Raw genomic sequence first — 19555 nt, 5'->3', positions numbered from 1 at the left:
GACGACGCCGCCTTCGGGGCAGACGGTCTGGGGCACATGGTTTACGATCCGACACAGGTGAAGACCTCGCAAGGGGCCGCGCAGCCCGACGTCATCCGGGTCGCGCCACGCGGTTTCACGAACATGCTGCGCCCCAGCAACTGGGGAACCGCCACCGCAAACGCGCTGCTGCCGTTCCGCACCCCGGCCCCGGCCGATGCCGGCGGTTTGCCGACCATCCTCGGACGAATCGGCTCCCTCGAGGTGCGTCTCGCCCGCACCCGCAAGGAGATCAAGCAGGCGCAACGGCTGCGCTTCCGCGTCTTCTACGAGGAGATGTCGGCACTGCCGAACGCGACATCCATGCTGTCGCGGCGCGACATCGACGAGTACGATGCCATCTGCGACCATCTGCTGGTGCTCGATTACGACGTGCCGAAGAAGGCCTTCCGCACCCCCAGGCCGCAGGTGGTCGGCACCTACCGCCTGCTCCGGCAGGAGGTGGCCGACCGGCACTGGGGCTTCTACACGGCCGGCGAGTTCGACATCCAGCCGCTGATCGACGCCAATCCCGGCAAGCGCTTCCTGGAGCTCGGCCGTTCCTGCGTGCTGAAGCCCTATCGCAACAAGCGCACCGTCGAACTGCTGTGGCACGGCATCTGGACCTACGTGCTGCACCACCGCATCGACGTGATGCTGGGCTGCGCCAGCCTGGAGGGTACCAACCCGGATCAGATGGCTCTGCAGCTCAGCTTCCTGCACCATTTCGCCCGCGCGCCCGAGAACTGGCGAGCCCATGCGCTCGCCGGCCGCGGCGTCGCCATGGACCGCTTGCCCAAGGAGGCCGTCGATCCCAAGGCCGCGCTGCATGCACTGCCGCCGCTGGTCAAGGGCTACCTGCGCCTCGGCGCCTTCATCGGCGAGGGGGCCGTGATCGACCATCAGTTCGGCACCACGGACGTGCTGGTGGTATTGCCCGTCGAAGCCATCAACCCGCGTTATATCGACCACTTCGGCCCGGCCGCAAACCGCCACGCCGCCTGACGGGGTCTCAAGGTCGCCCGGCAAGCTCCACCTGCGCCAGTGCGGCAATCCCTTCACGGTAGGTCGGGTAGGCAAGCGACACGCCGAGTTCCTCGCGCAGGCGGCGATTGCAGACGCGGCGGTTGTCGGCATAGAAGCTGCGCGCCATCGGCGACAGGTTGGCCTCCGCGAAAGGAACCTCCGGCGGCGGAGCGATGCCGGCGAGTTCGGCCGCATAGGCGACGACGTCCTGGGGCGGGGCCGGTTCGTCGTCGGCGACATTGTAGATCGCCCCCGGCGACGGCCGCGCGAGAGAGGCGGCGAGCGCGGCGGCGATGTCCTCCACATGGATGCGGTTGAAGACCTGGCCGGGCTTGACGATGCGCTGCGCCTCGCCGCGCAGGAGCTTGGCAAGCGGGCTGCGCCCCGGTCCATAGATGCCGGCGAGCCGGAAGATCTGCACCGCCTTGCCGGTCTTGCCGCCGAGCGCCAGCCATGCCTCTTCGGCAAGGACGCGCTGGCGCGTGCGCCCCATGGAGGCATTGAGCGGCGCGCTTTCATCCACCCAGGCACCACCATGGTCGCCGTAGACGCCGACGGTGGACAGATAGGCGATCCACCCGAGCCTCGGCGCCCCTCCAATGGCCTCGCGCGCGGCCGCCAGCACCACGTCCCCCTCGGGCCCCGGCGCGATGCTGACGATGAGCGCATCGGCTTCTGCAAGTGCAGCGGCCGCCGCCTGCGGCAGGTGCCCGCCTGCGAAGACGAAGGCCTCGATCTCGCCCGGTGCCGCATTGACCGCGGCCGCCTTCTCGGCGGTGCGCACCGTCCCCGAGACGCGGCCGAAGCGCTCGCGATACCGGGCGATGAAGTGGCTGGCGCTGTAGCCGAGACCGAAGACGAACAGGTTCACGTCAGACCCTCCGCTGCGCTCCCGGCGAGCGCCAAACGCCATTCATCGCGCACGGTCATGTCCTCTTCCCCGTCCATGCGAAGCGCAGCCAGCGCCACGAAGTCATCCGCCGGCAGCAGCCGCGACAAGGCCCATACGGCCGTGCCGCGTATCAGGGCACTCGGCTCGTCGAGCAGACGCAAGGCGGACTCCGCGAGTGCCGGCAAGCCGGAATTGCCGATGGCGACAAGCACGTTGCGGATGAAGCGTTCGCGCCCCGTGCGCTTGATCGGCGAGCCGGCGAAGAGCTGCCGGAAGGCGGCCTCGTCGAGCCCTGCGAGCGCAGCAAGCGACGGCGCCGTTAGATCCGGCCGGGCGGCGAGGCGCGCCTCCCGCGCTTCCCGCGCGAACTTGTTCCACGGGCAGACGGCGAGGCAGTCGTCGCAGCCGAAGACCCGATTGCCCATGAGGGCGCGCAGGTCGCGCGGGATCGGCCCCCTGTGCTCGATGGTGAGGTAGGAGATACAGCGTCGTGCATCAAGCACGTAGGGCGCCGGGAAGGCCGCCGTTGGGCAGATGTCGAGGCAGCGCCGGCACGAGCCGCAATGGTCCTTTTCCGGCGCATCGGGCGGCAGCTCCGCCGTGGTGAAGATGGCACCGAGGAAAAGCCAGTTGCCGAAGGTGCGCGACACGAGCACCGTGTGCTTGCCCTGCCAGCCGAGACCGGCCGCCTCCGCGAGCGGCTTCTCCATCACCGGCGCGGTGTCGACGAAGACCTTGACGTCCGCGCCGCCTACGGAGGCGAGGAGCGATGCCACCTGCTTGAGCTTGCCCTTGATGATGTCGTGATAGTCGCGGTTGCGCGCATAGACCGAGATGGTCGCCCGCTCGGGCCGCGCGAGATTGGCCAGCGGATCCTCCGCAGGGCCGTAGTTCATGCCGAGCAGGAGGATGGAGCGCACCTGAGGCCAGAGCCGTGCGGGATCCGCCCGCTCGTCTGCCCGGTCTGCCATCCACGCCATGCTGCCCTGGCACCCTTCCGCGAGCCACGCGCCAAGCCGCTCCGGCAGCTGCGGCACGGCGGCCGGATGCGTGACCTTGAGGACGTCGAAGCCCTCGGCCGCGGCCCGTGCGGCAATCGCGCGTCTGAGCGCCTCGCCCGTCAGAAATCGAGATCCGCGTAGTGGGCGGCCGGCGCCATGCCCGGCACCCTGTCGTTCAGCAGCGTCCGGAAGGACGGCCGCGATTTTACCCGTGCGTACCACGCCTTCGCCGTTTCGTCCTCGTCCCAGGGCACATCGCCCAGATAGTCGGCGCAGGACAAGTGCGCCGCCGCCGCGAGGTCCGCATAGGAGAGCTGCGCGCCCGCCAGCCAGTTCCGCTTCGCCGCCAGGAAGCCGATGTATTTCATATGATAGCGGACATTGCTGCGCGCCGCACGGATGGCGCTCATGTCCGGCGGTCCGCCGCCGGCGTCGGCCCCCATGAAGCGCTTGTAGATCTTCTCGGTGACGAGATAGCCCGACACCTCCTCGAAGAACTTCTGGTGGAACCACTCCATCAGGCGCCGCACCTCGACCCGGTCGGCCACCGTCTGCGGCAGGAGGCGGCGCATCGCGTCGAGCCCGCCGCTCCGCGTCTCGTCGAGATATTCGGCGATGACGGAGGCACCGGGCACGACGAGCCCCTGTTCCTCCACCAGCACGGGGACGAGCCCGGCGGGGTTAAGCACCAGGAATTCGGTGCGCCGCTCCCACGGCTTTTCCTCCACCAGGGATAGTTCGGCACCGATCTCGCCGAAGATGAGCCGTATGAAGCGGGAGTGCGGACAGAAGGGATAGTGATGCAGGGTCGCCATGATACGCGCGGACTATGCTGACAGACAGGCGGCAATAAGGCGGGAGCGGTCACCTTCCGGCATATCCGCGCGCGCAGACCGGCTGGCACGATGGCCATTCCCCGTATAGAACCGCTGCCGGGCCGAGACAACTCGATTCGTTTCTCGGAACACGACGTCGCCGCCCCTTCTCGCAACTCTTCACAGCCCGCCCACAGCCCGCCGCAGGATCGCCGCATGACTTTCACGGACGCGCTCGAAGCACTCGTGCTCGGCCTCATCGAAGGCTTGACGGAGTTCATCCCGGTGTCCTCGACGGGCCACCTGCTGCTCGTCGGCCATTTCATCGGCTTCGAATCGAATGGCAAGACCTTCGAGGTGCTGATCCAGCTCGGCGCCATCCTCGCCATCCTGTCGGTCTATTTCAGCAAGCTCCTCACCGTCGCCCGCGGCCTGCCGACGGACCCCGGCATGCGCCGTTTCGTCCTCGGCGTCCTCATCGGGTTCCTGCCGGCAGCCATCATCGGCGCCATCTTGCACGGCTTCATCAAGGAGGTGCTGTTCGATCCGACGATCGTCTGCATCTCGCTCATCCTCGGCGGCATCGTACTGCTCGCCGTGGACGGCCTGGCACTGAAAGTCGAGCATCGGGATGCCATGCACTACCCGCTGCCGATGTATCTCAAGATCGGAATCTGCCAGTGCCTCGCTATGATCCCCGGCGTGTCGCGCTCGGGTGCAACCATCGTCAGCGCCATGCTGATGGGTGCCGACAAGCGCTCGGCGGCGGAGTTCTCCTTCTTCCTCGCCATGCCGACCATGGCGGGGGCCTTTGCCTACGACCTCCTGAAGAACTACAAGAACCTTTCCTTCAACGACGGTGCCCTCATCGTCATCGGCTTCGTCTCGGCCTTTGTCGCCGGCCTCTTCGTAGTGCGCTCACTGCTCAACTTCGTCTCGCGGCACGGGTTCGCCCTCTTCGGCTGGTGGCGTATCGTCATCGGCGCCGCCGGCCTGGCAGGCATCCTCGTCTACGGTTGAGCCACCGTCATGCCGTCTCGGCTCATATCGTCTTGGCCTCGTAGCGACACAGGTCGTTGATGAGGCAGCGGCTGCAATCCGGCTTGCGCGCCTTGCAGACGTAGCGTCCGTGCAGGATGAGCCAGTGATGGGCGTGGCGCCGATAGGGCTCGGGCACGACTTTCTCGAGACCCATTTCAACCGCGAGCGGAGTTTTGCCCGGGGCGAGCGGGATGCGGTTGGCGACACGGAAGAGATGTGTATCGACGGCGATGGTCGGCGCACCGAAGGCGATGTTCATGACCACGTTCGCCGTCTTGCGGCCGACGCCCGGCAGGGTCTCGAGCGCCTCACGCGAGCGCGGCACCTCGCCGCCGAAACGCTCGATGAGCTGACGCGACAGGGCGATGACGTTTTTCGCCTTGTTGCGGTAGAGGCCGATGGTCTTGATGGCCTCACGCAGCGGCTCCTCGCCAAGAGCAAGCATCTTTGCCGGCGTGTCGGCGATGGCAAAGAGCGGGCGCGTCGCCTTGTTGACGCCCGCGTCCGTCGCCTGGGCCGACAGCACGACTGCGACGAGCAAGGTGTAGGGATTGACGTATTCGAGCTCGCCCCTGGGCTCGGGGTTGGCATCGTGGAAGCGTCTGAAGATCTCGGCGACCGTCGCGGCATCCGGCACGACTGGGCCCTTGCGGCCCCTGCCGGCACGGGCCGGCAGCTTCCCGGTCGGCACCACCCCGGCCGATCCAGCGGCCTCCGCCTGCCGGGGTCGGGAAGTCGCCGTGTCGCCGGCGGGAGAAGAAGGATGCTTCACGCGCATGCCGGTCCTATAATGGACGGTGATGACGAGCGACAAGCCCTCTCTCCCGCCGAGTCCGGACGCGGTGAACGATCCCGCGGCGGAACCGCTGTTCCGCGCGCTCATCACGCCGCACCGCTCGCTGGGGCAGAGCGCCTTCCGCCTGGTCATGACGCTGATGTGCGTCGCGACCTTCGTCTCCAGCGTCCCCTTCATGCTCGCCGGCGCCTGGCCGGTTGCAGGCTTCTTCGGCCTTGACCTGCTCGCCATCTATCTCGCCTTCCGCGTCAACTTCAGCCGCGCCCGCAGTTTCGAGGAAGTCGTCCTGAGCCGGATTGAGCTTCTCCTGCGCAAGGTCGGCCACCGCGGCGACCGGCGCGAGTGGCGATTCAATCCGGCCTGGACCCGGCTCGAGCGCGTCTGTGACGAGGATTTCGGTTTGCAACGCCTGACAGTCGTGTCGCGCGGCGAAAGTGTTTCCGTGGGCAACGTCCTGTCGGCCGATGAGAAGGCGGACTTCGCCGACGCTTTCTCGGCCGCTCTCGCGACCGCAAAGCGCGGGTGAGTCTTCCGGCAGCGACACTTGGATGAAGGCGGCTTCACCGCCATTATTTGAACAACGGAGTGACGCCCTTTCCCTAGGCTGTGTTGACAAAGGGGGTTCCCGCTCAACGAGCGACGTGGGTCAGGCCAGCGTCCAGATGATAGACAGCACCGTCGTGCGTGCCTACCAGCACCCGGCGAAGCGTCCGACGCCCAGGGTTTCGGCCCGATGATCGATCAGCCTGGACCGGAAGCGAAGGTGTTGATCGCCGACAACGGCTACGACAGCAATGCCATCCGCGACGATCTGCGGGCACGCGGGGCAGAGCCGCTCATCCCCATGAAGCGCAATCGTCTCGCGCGGCTCCCGGTCGACAGCGTCGTCTACGCTCTGCGCAACCGCCTCAAGAACGACCGCCGGATCGCCACCCGTTACGACAAAGCCTCGGCCAGTTAGCTCGGCTTCGCAATCATCGGCGCCATCCGCCTGTGGATCAGGCACTTTGTCAACACAGCCTAAGCGGAGCGGACCTGGCGCACGAAGGCGTCGACGGCCTCGTTGAGGGCGAGCGCCTGCTCGTCGAGTTCCGTCGCTGCCTGCAGCACCTGCTCGGCGGCGACGCCGGCGCTCTGGGCGTCGAGTCGCACGTCGCCGATGTTGCCCGAGACAGCCTGGGTGCTCGTGGCCGCCTGGCGGGCGCTGACGGCGATCTCCTCGGCGGCGCGGGACTGGGCCTTGGCGACATCGGCGACGATGGAAACGGCCTGACCGATGTCGGCCACCGTGCCGTCCATGGAGGCCACGGCCCGCACGGCCGCCACGGAGGCGCTGCGGATGGTCTCGATATTGGCGGCGATCTCGGCGGTTGCCCGGCTCGTCTGCACGGCGAGGCTCTTGACCTCGCTCGCCACCACCGCAAAGCCGCGGCCGGCGGCGCCGGCGCGTGCGGCCTCGATGGTGGCGTTAAGGGCGAGAAGGTTCGTCTGATTGGCGATGTCCTCGATGAACTCGACGATGGTGCCGATCTTCTGCACCGCATCGACAAGGCCGTCGACGTCGGCGCGGGTCATGGCGACATGTTCGGAGGTCTCGCGTGCCTTGCCGACCGTGACCATGGACTGGCGGGTCAACTCGTCGATGGAGGCGTGGATCTGCTCCGCCGCGCCGGCCACGGTGCGCACGTGCGCCGAGGTCGCCTCGGCATCGGCGGCGACCTCGGTCGCCTTGCGGCTGGTGCCCTGCGCCGTGGTGGCGAGGTTGCCGGCGGCCGCCCGCATGTCATCGGCAGCCCGCGAGAGCTGGCGCAGCGCCTGCCCGACCCCGTGCTCGAAACGGTCGGCGAGTTCGCGCAGCGTGCGCTGGCGCGAGCGCTCGTTCTCCGCCTTCAGCTCCTCAGCGGTGATACGGTCGGTCACGTCGATGACAAAGCCGTCCCAGATGATCTCGCCCCTGTTGCCCGTGCGTGGTGTCGCCTGGGTGCGCAGCCAGACGATGCGGCCGTCCTCCGGGCGGATGACGCGGATCTGCACGTTGCACGGCACGCCATCGCGGGCGGAGAGGTCGAGCGCCTCGCGATATGCGGGGAGATCCTCCGGGTGGACGAGGCGGTGCAGACTGTCGGCGCTTTTCATGATTTCGGCTGCCTCGATGCCGAATATCTCGATGGCTCCCTTGGAAACGAACGGGAAGGAGATGCGGCCGTCCGGATGCAGCACGCGCTGGAAGAGCACCCCCGGCGCATTGTCGACGATGCCGCGCCGCAACAGCTCGGTCTCGCCGAGAGCGTGCACCGCCGAGCGCCGTTCCCGATCCCAGAGAATGAGCAGGCCGGTGAACTCGACGCCGAGCCAGTTCACGACGACATGCGGAACGGCAATCGTCTGCAGTGCGGCGAGGGTCGCTTCCCAGGACGGAAGGGCAGCTAGGCTGAACAGCGGCAGGATGCCTGCCATGGCCCCGAGGGCGTGGATGTCACGATGATTCAGGGCGCGTCGCTTGCGACGCAGAAACAGATGATAGGCCGATCCGGCCACGGCACTCGTGCCGATGCCGATGAGCCCTGCGGCAAGTCCGGTTCCTCCCGCGTCCCAGCGCACCACCATCGCCATCGCGGCGGTGATCACGGCGCTCGCGATGCCGCCGACCGGAGCGGCGAGCGTCACCATGACGTTGCGTGCGTCGAACAGCAAACCCGGAACCGGAACAGCCGGCCGATACATGCTCACCATGGCGACGAGACCGAAGACAACGCCGACGGCCACCTGCCAGACCAGGGGCCATCGCGCCAGCGGCGGCGCGAGAATCGCGAGCAGCACGGCCGACAGCACGAGAAACGATGCGCTCTCGACGAACGGAAGGAAGTAACTGAACGAGGGCATTCCAGTCGTCGCTTTGATGGCGGCTGGGCAGCGAGACTACGCCTGGAGCGTAAACAAAGCCCTGCGCCGCCGTTGCATTCCTTCACGATACGCAAACCCTCTTCCGCGGCGATCCCGGATGGGGCCGTGCGGCTTCGCTTGCGGGCAGCCTTCTTCTTCGCCATCAAGGACGGCATGACGCATCAACCGTTACCCGAGCCCTTGCCAGTGGATGACGCGCTGCCGGCCCTGCGTGCCGCGCTCGCGGCCCGCAATGCCGCGGTCCTGGTGGCACCGCCCGGCGCCGGCAAGACGACGCGCGTGCCGCTCGTCCTGCGCAACGAGGCTTGGTGTGCGGGGCGTGTCATCGTGCTCGAGCCGCGGCGTCTCGCAGCGCGCGCGGCGGCCGCTCGCATGGCGGCCACTCTGGGCGAAACGGTCGGCGAGACGGTTGGCCTCCGGGTCCGGCTGGAGACGCGCGTTTCGCGCAAGACACGCATCGAGGTCGTCACCGAAGGCGTGTTCACGCGCATGATCCTCGACGATCCGGCGCTCGAGGGCGTGTCGGCGGTCCTGTTCGACGAGTTCCACGAGCGCTCGCTCGATGCCGATCTCGGCCTCGCGCTCGCCATCGAGACGCAGGAGGCCCTCAGCGCGAATCTGCGGCTCCTCGTCATGTCGGCGACGCTCGATGGCGCGCGCGTTGCCGCGCTCCTCGGCGATGCGCCGGTGATCGAAAGCGAAGGTCGCGCCTTTCCGGTCGAGACGCGCTATCTCGGCCGCACGCCCGGCCGGCGCATCGAGGAAGACGTGGCCGATGCCGTGGTGGCAGCGCTCGGTGTCGAGGCCGGCTCGCTCCTCGTCTTCCTGCCCGGCCAGGGCGAGATCCGCCGCGTGGCGGAGATGCTAGGCGCGCGCATCCGTGACCCAAGCGTCGACATTGCGCCCCTCTACGGCACCCTTGATCGTGTCGCGCAGGACCGGGCCATCGCGTCTGCGCCGCCCGGGCGGCGCAAGGTGGTCCTGGCCACCGCCGTCGCCGAGACCTCGCTGACGATCGCCGGTGTCCGGGTCGTCATCGATTCCGGTCTCGCGCGCGTGCCGCGCTACGAGCCCGACATCGGCTTGACGCGGCTCGAGACGGTGCGCGTGTCGCGCGCCTCGGCCGACCAGCGGCGCGGCCGCGCCGGCAGGACGGAGCCGGGCGTCTGCTACCGGCTGTGGGAGGAGGCGGGCAACGGCGCGCTCGAGCCTTTCGCACGGCCCGAGATCCTGACCGCCGACCTTGCACCGCTGCTGCTCGACTGCGCGGCCTGGGGGCTCAGCGACCCGATGCGGCTGCGCCTCCTCGACGCGCCGCCCGCCCCCGCGCTTGCCGAGGCGCGGCGCCTCCTCGTCGAGATCGACGCGCTCGACGGTAGCGGGCGGCTCACGCCGACGGGCCGGCACCTGCACGACCTGCCACTACCGCCGCGCCTCGCGCGTATGGTCCTCGCCGCCGGCACCGCGGCCGGCACTGCAGCGGAGATTGCCGCCATCCTCGTCGAGCGCGGGCTCGGTGGGAGCGGCACGGATCTCGTCGAGCGGCTGGAGCGCTTCCGGGCCGACCGTTCACGTCGGGCGGCCGACATGCGCCGCACGGCGGCCGGCTGGGCCCAGCAATCCGCTGCGGCCGGGCTGCCGGCCGCGGCGGCGAACGATGACCCCGGCGTCCTCGTCGCGCTAGCCTATCCGGACCGCATCGCACGCGCGCGTGGCAAGGCGGGTGAGTTCCTGCTTGCCAACGGCCGCGGCGCCTTCGTCGACTCGGCCGACCGGCTGGCGCGCGAATCCTTCCTTGCCGTGGCCGAGATCGCCGGCGGCGGCGCAAGCGCCCGCATCGTGCTGGCGGCGCCGATCACGCCAGCTGGCATCGAGGCTATCGCAGGCCATCACATCGAGAACGTGGAAGAGGTGGTGTTCGATCGGGCCGCCCGGGCCCTGCGCGCCCGCAAGCTACGCCGCCTCGGCGCCCTCGTCCTCGCCCAGCACCCGCTTGCCGTGCCGGCGGACGAGGCTTCCGCCGCCGTGCTGGCGCGGGGCGTCGCAGCCATCGGCATCGATGGCCTGCCCTGGACGAAGGGCCAGCAGCAACTGCGCGAGCGTGTTGCCTTCCTGCGCCGCGCCGAGGGCGAACCTTGGCCAGACCTCACGGACGAGGCCCTGGCGCAAACTGCCGAGCGCTGGCTCGCTCCCCATATCGTCGGCTTGACCAGCCTGTCCGGGATCGACGCCGGCCATCTCGACGCGGCGCTGCGCAGCCTCGTGCCCTGGGAGCTGATGCGCCGTCTCGATACCGAGGCACCGACCCATTTCGAGGCACCGACAGGCTCGCGCATCCTCGTCGACTATGGCGGGGAGGAGGGACCGTCCATTGCCCTTCGGGTGCAGGAACTGTTCGGGCTCGACCGGCATCCGACGCTCGCCGGCGGGCGCGTGCCGCTCATCCTCGAACTGCTGTCGCCGGCGCACCGGCCCATCCAGATTACGCGCGACCTGCCGGGCTTCTGGCGCGGCTCCTGGGCCGGCGTGCGAGCTGACCTGCGCGGCCGCTATCCCAAACATCCCTGGCCGGAGGACCCGGTCAGCGCCACGCCGACGACGCGCGCCAAGCCGCGCGGCACTTAGCGATGCCCCCGCGCCGTCAGGCCGATGCCGCGACGGGCAGCAGCCGGGCGGCGGTGGCAGGGTTAAGCGCCATGGGAATATCGTAGACGAGGGCAAGGCGCATCAACGCCTTCACGTCGACGTCGTGCGGATGTGGCGACAGCGGATCGACGAAGAAGATGAGCATGTCGATGCGACCCTCGGCAATCATGGCGCCGATCTGCTGGTCGCCGCCAAGCGGCCCGCTCTTCAGCCGCGTCACGCTGAGCTCCGGGCAGCGCTCCATGACGCGCGCGCCGGTCGTGCCGGTGGCATAGAGCCTCGTGGCTGCGAGTTCGTTGCGATGCGCCTCGACGAAGGCGGCCATCTCTGCCTTCTTCGCGTCATGGGCGACGAGGGCGATGGTGGGGGTGGCGGCGGGTGTCTCGGTGGTCTCAGTCATGGCGGCTTTCGCTGGAGGCCGGAGGAAGGCTCCCCGGTCTTAGGAAAGCGGCCACCTTTGTGCAATCGCGCTTTTGCCGTCCCCCGCGTCCCGCTCGTCTCGCAGGCGTCGGGGGCGGGATCCGACAGGGCATCGGCATCAGTTTCCCATGCGCTCGTTCCAGCGCCATTCGCCGACAAGGCAGGAGGCCTTCTTTTCCGCGGCCGTGCGCTCGACCTGCGGCGCAGGCCCGCTGACGCCGGCGATCTCCATGACGAGCTTCTTGCGGATGGTGTCCTGGAACTGCTCGATCTCGCGCACGGGCACCATGAACGCGCCGAGGCCGCCGATGACGCAGTCGCGGTAGTAGGCGTCCAGATCGGCGATGTCCATGTAGCTCGAGCGTTTGTAGAGCAGCGGCAGGCCGTTGATCGTGATGTTGCGGGCGACCGCCTCGTCGCGGGCGTCGGTCACTGGCCGGCCCTGGTTGTTCGGCCCGTCGCCGGAGATGTCGATCACCTGCCGCATGGCCGCGACGCCGCTGCTGCCGAAGAGGTTGGCGGCGAAGTCGATGGCACCGGAGATCGAGGTGCGATAGGCGCGCCGGATGGGCGCGGCGGCGATGCGCTCCACGAAGGCATCGGCGCTCTCGGGCCCCTCGATGACCTGCCAAGGAACGATGATGTCCTGAGAGTTCGAGCCCGCCCATTCGACATAGGTGGCGGCGATGCGGCCGACGGGGCCGCGCGCGATGGCGTCAAGCACGGGCGTCGAGCGCAACGCCTCGACATAGCCCTTGCGCTGCAGGCGCTGCTCGTCCTCGTCCATGGAATAGGAGATGTCGACGGCGATGACGAGCGCGACATCGACCTCCTGCGGCCCTGCCTGCGCGAGCGCTCCTGCCGGCAGCATCATGAGGCCGGCGAGTGCTGCCCCGGCCAACGATCCCCACGGCAGCGTCCCAATTGCCGGATGGCCCATCTCGCGTCTCCTCTCTCCCAGTAGGCGAGGGGGACCATCAAGTGTGCCACTCCCGGCGAAACGATGGAACGTCCCGCCCTGGCCGGCTCACGATTTCGTGCGCGAGGCCACCACGGCCGAGACGATGCCAAGCGCCGCCGCGAAGGCGCCGTCGGCATCGAGCCGGGTGGTGTCGAGCTGGTGCGCATCAGGCGCCACCGCGAGGGGGGCCGTGGGGCGCTCGGCGTCACGCCGGTCGCGGCGGCGGATGTCCTCGAGGATCGCGGCCTCGTCGGCCGGCTCGCCGCGCGCGACGAGTTCGCGCCAGCGGCGACGGGCCCGCTCCTCGGCGCTCGCCGTGACGAAGAGCTTCACATCGGCCTCGGGGCAGATCACGGTGCCGATATCGCGGCCGTCGAGCACTGCCCCGCCGGGCTGGCCGGCGAAGGCGCGCTGCAGGGCAATGAGCGCCTCGCGCACACTCGGCATGGCGGCGACGATGGAGGCGGCCTCGCCCATCGCGCGACCGCGCAGGGCGCCCTCGTCGAGACGTTCGAGGTCGAGCTCCCGGGCCGCCGCCGTTGCCGCCGCAACATCGTCCAGAGTTTCCCCGGCTGCGAGAAGGCGTTGCGCCACGGCCCGATAGAGCAGACCGGTGTCGAGATGCGGCAGGCCGAAGTGAGCGGCGAGCCGGCGCCCGAGCGTGCCCTTGCCGGAGGCGGCGGGGCCGTCGATGGCGATGATCATGGCATCCCCCGCCCGTCAGCCGATATTGGCGCCGAGGCCGTGCATCAGCGGCACGAAGGTCGGGAAGCTCGTCGCGATCATCGTGCCGTCATCGACCTGCATCGGCTTCTCGCTGGCGAGGCCCAGCACCAGGAAGGACATGGCGATGCGGTGGTCGAGATGCGTCGCAGCCGTGCCGCCGCCCGGAACACGCCCGCCGCGCACGATGAGGTCGTCACCGGCGATCTCGGCATCGACCCCGGCCGCGCGGAGGCCGGCCAGCACGGCCTCGAGCCGGTCCGATTCCTTGACGCGCAGCTCGTGCAGGCCGCGCATCACCGTCTCGCCCTCGGCGAAGGCGGCGGCGACGGCGAGGATCGGATACTCGTCGATCATCGACGGGGCGCGCTCGGCCGGGACGTCAATGCCCTTCAGGGTGCCAGCGCGCACGCGCAGGTCCGCGACATCCTCGCCGCCCTCCTCGCGTCGGTCGAGCACGGCGATGTCCGCGCCCATCTCCATGAGCGTGGTGACGAGGCCAGTGCGCAGCGGGTTCATCATGACGCCTTCGAGGACGATGTCCGAGCCCGGCACGATCAGCGCGGCGACCAGCGGGAAGGCGGCAGAGGAAGGATCGGCCGGCACGACGACGGGTCGCGCCGTCAGCTCCGGGTGGCCGACGACGGTGATGCGCCGGCCGTGGATGCCGTGGGGCTCGACGCTCACCTCGGCGCCGAAGTGGCGCAGCATGCGCTCGGTGTGGTCGCGCGAGGCCTCGTTCTCGACGACGGTGGTGCGGCCTGGCGCATTGAGGCCGGCGAGCAGCACGGCCGACTTGATCTGGGCCGAGGCGACAGGCGTCTCATAGACGATCGGCACGGTCTCGCGCGCACCTTCCAAAGTGATGGGGCAGCGCCCACCCTCCGCCTCGGACACGACTCGCGCGCCCATTTTCACGAGCGGGTCGAGGATGCGGCGCATGGGGCGCTTGCGCAGGGAGGCGTCGCCGTCGAAGGTCGCGGTGATCGGATGGCCGCCGACGACGCCCATCATCAGGCGAGAGCCGGTGCCGGCATTGCCGAAGTCGAGCACGCCGGCCGGGCGCGAGAGCCCGCCGATGCCGACGCCTCGAACCCGCCAGCGCCCCTCGCCGAGACGCTCGACATCCGCGCCGAGCGCGCGGGCGGCATCCGCCGTGCGCAGGACGTCCTCGCCCTCGAGAAGACCGCTGATCGCCGTCTCGCCGGCGCTCAGGAGGCCGAAGATCAGCGAGCGGTGGGAGATGGACTTGTCGCCGGGCACGCGCAGGCGGCCGGCGAGGCTGGCCCCGCGGCGGGCGATGAGCGGTTGCGGTGTTGCGGAATGGGAAGACACGGTCGCTCGGTTCCAGTTGAAAGGGCGGCATGCGCTCCCTAGCGCATTTCCTCGCCGGATGAAATCGCCGGGCCGCCCGCCGAAAAAACTGCGATTAGGGTTTGACAGGCGGCGGACACATGACTAACGGGAGCGCTCAACCTCAACCCCGGAAGAGAGCACCACCGTGGCGAAACCGGAACTCGGCACGAAGCGCCAATGCCTGAGCTGCGGCGCCAAGTTCTACGACCTCAACAAGGATCCGATCGTCTGCCCGAAGTGCGGGACGGTCTTCGTCGTCCAGGCTCTGCGCGGCCGCGCGGAGACAGCGCGGGCCGAGGAGGGCGAGGAAACCGAGCTCGAGACGGGCGCGGACATCGTCTCCCTCGACGAGGTTGCTGCCGGCGAGAAGGCCAAGGAAGGGGCTGTGGATGACGATGTCGATATCGAAGATGATATTGACGACGACGACACTTTCCTGGAAGAAGACGAAACCTCGGACGATGACGTGAGCGATCTCATCGACGGCGACATCGACGACGATGAAGAGGCTTGATACAACGGCGCATTGAGGATATAGACCCGGCCGTCGCCCTCGCGGCGGCCCCGTGCGGAACCCAAGCCGCACCGGTTCGGATGGGGCCATAGCTCAGTTGGGAGAGCGCTTGAATGGCATTCAAGAGGTCGGCGGTTCGATTCCGCCTGGCTCCACCAAACTCATTCTCCACTGTGTAGCCTCCAAAAAATAGCGTATGTTGCGCAGCAGCATGGGTGCATCTGGCCACCGTGGCCCGCTTCCGGGCCGGGGCGCCATCTGACGGTCCCGCCGGCGGACGTCCTCTCCTCCTTCGCCTTCAGCCGCGCGGCAACGACCGCGGCGCGTGCGCCGTGCTCTTGACCCGTCGGCGGAGGGACGCCATATGCTTGGCAACGAGGATGCCGCCCAAGGCGGGTCCAAGGATCCGAAGTGCCTGAGAGGGCTTCGCAATGTCGCGTGTACCGTCCTTGTCCTCCCCGTTTCTGCTCGGCTTCGACGAGATCGAACGAGCGCTCGATCGCGTCGCCAAGGCGACGTCGGACGGCTATCCGCCGTATAACATCGAGCGGCTGCCGCGCACCGACAGCGAGCCGGACCGGCTGCGAATCACGCTCGCGGTCGCCGGCTTTACCCGGGACCAGCTGGAGATCACCGTCGAGGAGAACCAACTCGTCATCCGCGGGCGGCAGAGCGACGACAAGACACGCCACTTCCTGCATCGCGGCATTGCCGCGCGGCAGTTCCAGCGAACCTTTCTGCTGGCTGATGGAATGGAGGTGCTCAGTGCAGACCTCTCGAACGGCCTTCTGTCCGTCGATCTCGCAAGGCCGGAACCGGAGCGGATCATCCGCAAGATCGACATCCAGGCGCGCGGGTGAGCCGCGGCCGAACACCGACACCGCTTCATGAGGAGGGTGCGATGAACGACAACGACACTTTCGAATTCCGCGGCGATGTCCACGATGTCGCGGCGCTGGCGCAGGCTGGTGGCGGCAAGGTTGCCTATGTGCGAGCCATCCGCTCCGAGCGGGTGCGCGAGATCTTCCCGCAGGCGCCGGACATTCAGCCCGGTCTCGATCTCTTTGCCTTGCTGGCGGCCGACGGCACCCCCATCCTTCTGACCGATTCGAAGGACGCCGCCATCGCCAATGCCTGGGCAAACGACCTCGAGACGGTCAGCGTCCACTGACCTTCTGGACAGCGAGGTTTTCCACCGCGCCGACGAGCAGGTCGAGGTCCTGCGGCCGCGACAGGCGGTGGTCGCCGTCCTTCACCAGCGTGACGACGGCCTCGTCCCCCGGCAGATGCTCGACGAGCTCCATCGCGTGCTGCCACGGCACGTCCGGGTCCTGCATGCCCTGCAGGATGTGGATCGGGCAGCCGGTGGCGATGGCGCTGCCGAGCATCAGGTGGTTGCGCCCGTCCTCGATCAGGCGGCGCGTGATGGCATAGGGCTCGGGTGAATATTGCGAGGGCTGCAGGTAGCGGCCCTCGCGCATGATCTCGTCCCGCACCGCCTCCGGCATCTCGCCCCACATCAGCCGCTCGGTGAAATCGACCGCGGGGGCGATCAGCACGAGGCCGCCGGGTGCGGCGGGCGAGTTCTTCGCGCGCAAGGCGCGCGTGGCGAGCAGCGCCAGCCAACCGCCCATGGAGGAGCCGACGAGGATCGGCGCTTCACCGGCCTCGGCCTCGATCACGGCGAGGCTGTCGGCGAGCCAGGTGGAGATGCAGCTTCTCTCGAAATCGCCCTCCGATTCGCCATGGCCGGCATAGTCGAAGCGCACGAAGGCATGGCCGGTTCGCACCGCCCAGTCGTCGAGGGCCGAGGCCTTGGTCGCCAACATGTCGGAACGGAAGCCGCCGAGCCAGACGACGGCGGGGGCCGCGCCTTCACGCTTGCGCAGCGCGAGGCGGTACTCGTCCCCATTTTCCTGTCGCTTCAGAAATTGCGGTTCGGGCGCGCTCATCCTAAACACTCCGCAGGGGCTGTTCTCAAGTTCAGCGTTTCGGAGGCCTCATACACCGGTGGCAGTTTTGACGCGACCCGGCATGCCGGCACCTTTTCCCACTTCGACCGAGCACCCCCTGACGGGGCGCACGGTGCTGCAGATCGTTCCCGAGCTCGAGATCGGGGGGGCGGAGCGCACGGCGGTCGATGTCGCGGCCGGCCTCGCCGCCGTCGGCGCGCGGGCGCTGGTGGCGACCGCCGGCGGGCGGCTCGTCGGCGAGCTCCAGGCCAAGGGCGGCGTTTGGATACCCTTTCCCGCCGCGAGCAAGAATCCGCTCGCCATGCTGGTCAACGCCCGCAAGCTGATGCGCATCTGCCTCGACGAGGGGGTGGAGGTGGTGCATGCGCGCTCACGCGCGCCGGCCTGGGTGGCACTGACGGCGGCGCGAGCGCTCGGCCTTCCCTTCGTCACAACCTATCACGGCAGCTATTCCGGCCGTTCCAAGGTGAAGGTCACCTACAACTCGGTGATGGCGCGCGGCGACGTCGTCATCGCCAATTCGCGTTATACGGCCGAGCTCATCTCCGCCATGCATCCCTTCGCCCGTGAGCGGCTGCGCGTGATCCACCGCGGCACCGACCTCTCGGTCTTCTCTCCTTCGGCCGTGTCACCGGCCCGGGTCGATGCGCTGCGCCGGCAGTGGAACGTCGCGCCGCACGAGCGCATCGTGTTGCTCGCCGCGCGGCTGACGGGCTGGAAGGGACACCGGGTACTCGTGGAGGCGGCGCGCCGTCTCGCCGACGGCGGCCTGCGCGATGTCGTGTTCGTCTTTGCGGGCGACGCCCAGGGGCGCGACGGCTATGTGCGGGAGATTGACGGCCTTATCGCCGCGCGCGGGCTGCAGGGCATTGTGCGTCGCGTCGGCCATTGCGCCGACATGCCGGCGGCCATGCTGGCGGCCTCCGTCGTTGCCGTGCCCTCGACCGAGCCGGAGGCCTTCGGCCGGGTGGCCGTGGAGGCGCAGGCCATGGGCACGCCCGTGGTAACGAGCGACCTTGGTGCGGTGCCGGAGACGGTTCTCGCCCCGCCGCAGGTCGACGCCGGGGCGCGTACGGGCTGGCACGTGCCGGCGGGCGATGCGCCGGCGCTGGCGGCGGCTCTCGGCGAGGTGCTGTCGCTCGGCGCTACCCAGGCCGAGGCACTGCGCCTCAGGGCCCGGGCGCATGTGGAGGACATGTTCTCGCTCGAGCGCATGGTCTCCGACACGCTCGACGTCTATGCCGCCCTGATCGAGGCGCGTGCCCCACGGCGGCGCGCTTGATCTGTTGACTTTTCCTGCCTTTGTGCAGAATGTCCGCGTTTCAGCCAGAACGAGCGTACCGGCGCGGCAGCGTCGCGGCTTGGCATCGGCGGATCGGTCCGAAGAGGTCGGGCCATATCGCGCTGCCCGAGGCCGCAGGATGTATCCGCAACGGCGCCGAACGAGGAGTTACGAACCATTCGCAGGCCTATGAGAGCAATGGCGATGCCCCAGAAGGAGGGGCCGCGCGCCAACCGGGACATCCGTGGTGTCCGTGAGGTCCAGCTCATTGACGAGAACGGGCAGAATCGCGGCATCGTGTCGTTCTTCGATGCGCTGAGGATCGCCGAGGAGGTGGGGCTCGATCTCGTCGAGATTGCTCCGAACGCGACACCGCCGGTCTGCAAGCTGCTCGACTACGGGCGCTACAAGTTTCTCGAGCAGAAGAAGGCCGCGGAGGCGCGCAAGCGCCAGAAGACCGTCGAGGTCAAGGAAATCAAGCTCCGGCCGGGCATCGACACCCACGACTACGAGGTGAAGATGAAGGCCATGCGCCGCTTCTTCGAGGAGGGCGACAAGGTCAAGGTGACGCTGCGTTTTCGCGGCCGCGAGATGGCGCACCAGGATCTCGGCTATAAGCTGCTGGTGCGCGTCAAGGAAGAGATGAGCGAGATCGCCAAGGTGGAGAGCGAGCCGCAACTTGAAGGCCGCCAGATGATCATGGTGATGGCGCCGCGCTGACGCGCCGGCCACTCTCGTGCCAGATGGTCGAAGGCCGCCGGCACCGCCGGCGGCTTTTTCTATTGGACGGGTCAGCGGCTTCTATTTACTTCTCTAGATGGGTGAAGGGCATGTAAGCTTTTATGAATTGAATGACAGGCTGACCCCTAGGCCGTAAACCCATAAACGGCTCTGGGTTTCCTGACGGTGGCAATTGTGATTCAAGCTCCTTTTCGGGAGCTTTGCGATGGGCCGCTACGATCTGACGGATTTCGAATGGGAGGCGATCCGGCCTCACCTTCCCAACAAGTCGCGGGGCGTGCCTCGCGTGGATGACCGGCGGGTTCTCAATGGCATCTTCTGGTGCCTGCGCTCGGGCGCGCCGTGGGCGGACATGCCGGCGCGCTACGGGCCGCCGACCACGATCTACAACCGCTTCAACCGATGGCGGAAGGCGGGCGTCTGGGATCGGCTCATGGACGCGATCA

20 protein-coding genes, 1 tRNA gene and 1 pseudogene are annotated in these 19555 nt (G+C 68.4%); 12 read left to right on the top strand and 10 right to left on the bottom strand.

Annotated elements, in window-relative coordinates; translation table 11 throughout:
• The first annotated feature begins 36 nt into the window (after nucleotides 1-36).
• Entirely contained in the window at nucleotides 37-1023 is a 987-nt protein-coding gene (olsB, locus tag ASC46_RS18320) for a l-ornithine N(alpha)-acyltransferase (RefSeq protein ID WP_055460792.1), read from the top strand.
• A 7-nt stretch (nucleotides 1024-1030) separates the two neighbouring features.
• Here olsB and ASC46_RS18315 read toward each other — a convergent pair whose 3' ends face one another.
• Genes ASC46_RS18315 through ASC46_RS18305 form a run of 3 tightly spaced genes read right to left on the bottom strand, consistent with a single transcriptional unit; the run spans nucleotide 1031 to nucleotide 3752 of the window.
• Complete coding sequence (locus ASC46_RS18315; RefSeq protein ID WP_055460742.1) at nucleotides 1031-1915, bottom strand: NAD-dependent epimerase/dehydratase family protein; 885 nt, start codon at nucleotides 1913-1915, stop codon at nucleotides 1031-1033.
• Nucleotides 1912-3060 carry a tRNA epoxyqueuosine(34) reductase QueG gene (gene queG, locus ASC46_RS18310; RefSeq protein WP_425349166.1) on the bottom strand — a complete coding sequence of 383 codons (1149 nt, stop codon included), beginning with the start codon at nucleotides 3058-3060 and terminating at the stop codon, nucleotides 1912-1914. The genes ASC46_RS18315 and queG overlap by 4 nt, the downstream gene beginning before the upstream one ends.
• Entirely contained in the window at nucleotides 3057-3752 is a 696-nt protein-coding gene (locus ASC46_RS18305) for a glutathione S-transferase family protein (RefSeq protein WP_055460790.1), read from the bottom strand. The genes queG and ASC46_RS18305 overlap by 4 nt, the downstream gene beginning before the upstream one ends.
• A gap of 216 nt (nucleotides 3753-3968) precedes the next feature.
• Here ASC46_RS18305 and ASC46_RS18300 point away from each other — a divergent pair, with 216 nt between their 5' ends.
• Nucleotides 3969-4772: an undecaprenyl-diphosphate phosphatase gene (locus tag ASC46_RS18300; RefSeq protein ID WP_055460741.1), complete on the top strand. Its 804-nt coding sequence runs from the start codon at nucleotides 3969-3971 to the stop codon at nucleotides 4770-4772.
• Nucleotides 4773-4794: 22 nt separating this feature from the next.
• Here the strand turns inward: ASC46_RS18300 and nth are convergent, their stop codons facing one another.
• Nucleotides 4795-5571: an endonuclease III gene (gene nth, locus ASC46_RS18295; protein ID WP_055460740.1), complete on the bottom strand. Its 777-nt coding sequence runs from the start codon at nucleotides 5569-5571 to the stop codon at nucleotides 4795-4797.
• Nucleotides 5572-5593: 22 nt separating this feature from the next.
• Here nth and ASC46_RS18290 point away from each other — a divergent pair, with 22 nt between their 5' ends.
• Both ASC46_RS18290 and ASC46_RS18285 read left to right on the top strand, forming a co-directional pair.
• A complete protein-coding gene (locus ASC46_RS18290; protein ID WP_055460739.1) occupies nucleotides 5594-6115 on the top strand; it encodes a DUF2244 domain-containing protein in 522 nt (173 codons plus the stop codon).
• Between the two features lie 180 nt (nucleotides 6116-6295).
• Nucleotides 6296-6550: pseudogene (locus tag ASC46_RS18285) on the top strand (transposase); the annotation flags it as partial.
• A 59-nt stretch (nucleotides 6551-6609) separates the two neighbouring features.
• On the opposite strand, the gene ASC46_RS18280 reads toward ASC46_RS18285, so the two are convergent.
• On the bottom strand, nucleotides 6610-8472 hold the full coding sequence (locus ASC46_RS18280; RefSeq protein ID WP_055460737.1) for a methyl-accepting chemotaxis protein: 1863 nt from the start codon (nucleotides 8470-8472) through the stop codon (nucleotides 6610-6612).
• Between the two features lie 174 nt (nucleotides 8473-8646).
• Between ASC46_RS18280 and hrpB the strand changes: the two genes are divergently transcribed.
• Nucleotides 8647-11118, top strand: coding sequence for an ATP-dependent helicase HrpB (gene hrpB / locus ASC46_RS18275; protein WP_055460789.1), 2472 nt, complete (start codon nucleotides 8647-8649; stop codon nucleotides 11116-11118).
• A 16-nt stretch (nucleotides 11119-11134) separates the two neighbouring features.
• Here the strand turns inward: hrpB and ASC46_RS18270 are convergent, their stop codons facing one another.
• The 4 genes from ASC46_RS18270 to aroA all read right to left on the bottom strand — a co-directional run bounded on the left by ASC46_RS18270 (nucleotide 11135) and on the right by aroA (nucleotide 14578).
• Nucleotides 11135-11539 (bottom strand): methylglyoxal synthase, encoded by a 405-nt coding sequence (locus tag ASC46_RS18270; RefSeq protein ID WP_055460736.1) that lies wholly within the window; start codon nucleotides 11537-11539, stop codon nucleotides 11135-11137.
• Nucleotides 11540-11677: 138 nt separating this feature from the next.
• Nucleotides 11678-12499: a DUF1194 domain-containing protein gene (locus tag ASC46_RS18265; protein WP_055460735.1), complete on the bottom strand. Its 822-nt coding sequence runs from the start codon at nucleotides 12497-12499 to the stop codon at nucleotides 11678-11680.
• Between the two features lie 87 nt (nucleotides 12500-12586).
• Entirely contained in the window at nucleotides 12587-13225 is a 639-nt protein-coding gene (cmk, locus tag ASC46_RS18260) for a (d)CMP kinase (protein ID WP_055460734.1), read from the bottom strand.
• 15 nt (nucleotides 13226-13240) lie between these two features.
• Complete coding sequence (aroA, locus tag ASC46_RS18255) at nucleotides 13241-14578, bottom strand: 3-phosphoshikimate 1-carboxyvinyltransferase (RefSeq protein WP_055460733.1); 1338 nt, start codon at nucleotides 14576-14578, stop codon at nucleotides 13241-13243.
• 166 nt (nucleotides 14579-14744) lie between these two features.
• Here aroA and ASC46_RS18250 point away from each other — a divergent pair, with 166 nt between their 5' ends.
• The 4 genes from ASC46_RS18250 to ASC46_RS18235 all read left to right on the top strand — a co-directional run bounded on the left by ASC46_RS18250 (nucleotide 14745) and on the right by ASC46_RS18235 (nucleotide 16284).
• Nucleotides 14745-15113 carry a TIGR02300 family protein gene (locus tag ASC46_RS18250; RefSeq protein WP_055460732.1) on the top strand — a complete coding sequence of 123 codons (369 nt, stop codon included), beginning with the start codon at nucleotides 14745-14747 and terminating at the stop codon, nucleotides 15111-15113.
• A gap of 82 nt (nucleotides 15114-15195) precedes the next feature.
• Nucleotides 15196-15271, top strand: a tRNA-Ala gene (locus ASC46_RS18245).
• A 273-nt stretch (nucleotides 15272-15544) separates the two neighbouring features.
• Entirely contained in the window at nucleotides 15545-15973 is a 429-nt protein-coding gene (locus ASC46_RS18240) for an Hsp20 family protein (protein WP_026015432.1), read from the top strand.
• A 41-nt stretch (nucleotides 15974-16014) separates the two neighbouring features.
• The gene (locus tag ASC46_RS18235; protein WP_055460731.1) at nucleotides 16015-16284 is read left to right on the top strand and encodes a BQ00720 family protein; all 270 of its coding nucleotides are present in this window, start codon (nucleotides 16015-16017) and stop codon (nucleotides 16282-16284) included.
• On the opposite strand, the gene ASC46_RS18230 is transcribed toward ASC46_RS18235, so the two are convergent.
• Nucleotides 16271-17065 carry an alpha/beta hydrolase gene (locus ASC46_RS18230; protein WP_055460730.1) on the bottom strand — a complete coding sequence of 265 codons (795 nt, stop codon included), beginning with the start codon at nucleotides 17063-17065 and terminating at the stop codon, nucleotides 16271-16273. The two genes, ASC46_RS18235 and ASC46_RS18230, sit on opposite strands and share 14 nt — an antisense overlap.
• A gap of 82 nt (nucleotides 17066-17147) precedes the next feature.
• On the opposite strand from ASC46_RS18230, the gene ASC46_RS18225 reads away from it, so the two are divergent.
• The 3 genes from ASC46_RS18225 to ASC46_RS18215 form a co-directional block, all read left to right on the top strand.
• Nucleotides 17148-18368: a glycosyltransferase family 4 protein gene (locus ASC46_RS18225; RefSeq protein ID WP_169790118.1), complete on the top strand. Its 1221-nt coding sequence runs from the start codon at nucleotides 17148-17150 to the stop codon at nucleotides 18366-18368.
• Between the two features lie 198 nt (nucleotides 18369-18566).
• Nucleotides 18567-19088, top strand: coding sequence for a translation initiation factor IF-3 (infC, locus tag ASC46_RS18220; protein ID WP_245280619.1), 522 nt, complete (start codon nucleotides 18567-18569; stop codon nucleotides 19086-19088).
• Between the two features lie 226 nt (nucleotides 19089-19314).
• Nucleotides 19315-19555 (top strand): IS5 family transposase (locus ASC46_RS18215; RefSeq protein ID WP_055460727.1); only part of this gene is annotated, 241 nt, incomplete at its 3' end.

The sequence above is a fragment of the Chelatococcus sambhunathii genome, from assembly GCF_001418005.1.
In the GTDB taxonomy this organism is placed as follows: Bacteria; Pseudomonadota; Alphaproteobacteria; order Rhizobiales; family Beijerinckiaceae; genus Chelatococcus_A; species Chelatococcus_A sambhunathii.
Note: the sequence above shows the minus strand (reverse complement) of the source record. Positions and strands in the feature narration are given on the sequence as shown.

What these genes read in the sequence shown, in the direction of transcription:
- olsB (WP_055460792.1), top strand. Translation starts at nt 37, where the DNA reads ATGGTTTACGATCCGACACAGGTGAAGACCTCGCAAGGGGCCGCGCAG.
- ASC46_RS18305 (WP_055460790.1), bottom strand. Translation starts at nt 3,752, where the DNA reads ATGGCGACCCTGCATCACTATCCCTTCTGTCCGCACTCCCGCTTCATA.
- ASC46_RS18300 (WP_055460741.1), top strand. Translation starts at nt 3,969, where the DNA reads ATGACTTTCACGGACGCGCTCGAAGCACTCGTGCTCGGCCTCATCGAA.
- nth (WP_055460740.1), bottom strand. Translation starts at nt 5,571, where the DNA reads ATGCGCGTGAAGCATCCTTCTTCTCCCGCCGGCGACACGGCGACTTCC.
- ASC46_RS18290 (WP_055460739.1), top strand. Translation starts at nt 5,594, where the DNA reads ATGACGAGCGACAAGCCCTCTCTCCCGCCGAGTCCGGACGCGGTGAAC.
- ASC46_RS18280 (WP_055460737.1), bottom strand. Translation starts at nt 8,472, where the DNA reads ATGCCCTCGTTCAGTTACTTCCTTCCGTTCGTCGAGAGCGCATCGTTT.
- hrpB (WP_055460789.1), top strand. Translation starts at nt 8,647, where the DNA reads ATGACGCATCAACCGTTACCCGAGCCCTTGCCAGTGGATGACGCGCTG.
- ASC46_RS18270 (WP_055460736.1), bottom strand. Translation starts at nt 11,539, where the DNA reads ATGACTGAGACCACCGAGACACCCGCCGCCACCCCCACCATCGCCCTC.
- ASC46_RS18265 (WP_055460735.1), bottom strand. Translation starts at nt 12,499, where the DNA reads ATGGGCCATCCGGCAATTGGGACGCTGCCGTGGGGATCGTTGGCCGGG.
- cmk (WP_055460734.1), bottom strand. Translation starts at nt 13,225, where the DNA reads ATGATCATCGCCATCGACGGCCCCGCCGCCTCCGGCAAGGGCACGCTC.
- ASC46_RS18240 (WP_026015432.1), top strand. Translation starts at nt 15,545, where the DNA reads ATGTCGCGTGTACCGTCCTTGTCCTCCCCGTTTCTGCTCGGCTTCGAC.
- ASC46_RS18235 (WP_055460731.1), top strand. Translation starts at nt 16,015, where the DNA reads ATGAACGACAACGACACTTTCGAATTCCGCGGCGATGTCCACGATGTC.
- ASC46_RS18230 (WP_055460730.1), bottom strand. Translation starts at nt 17,065, where the DNA reads ATGAGCGCGCCCGAACCGCAATTTCTGAAGCGACAGGAAAATGGGGAC.
- ASC46_RS18225 (WP_169790118.1), top strand. Translation starts at nt 17,148, where the DNA reads ATGCCGGCACCTTTTCCCACTTCGACCGAGCACCCCCTGACGGGGCGC.
- infC (WP_245280619.1), top strand. Translation starts at nt 18,567, where the DNA reads ATGGCGATGCCCCAGAAGGAGGGGCCGCGCGCCAACCGGGACATCCGT.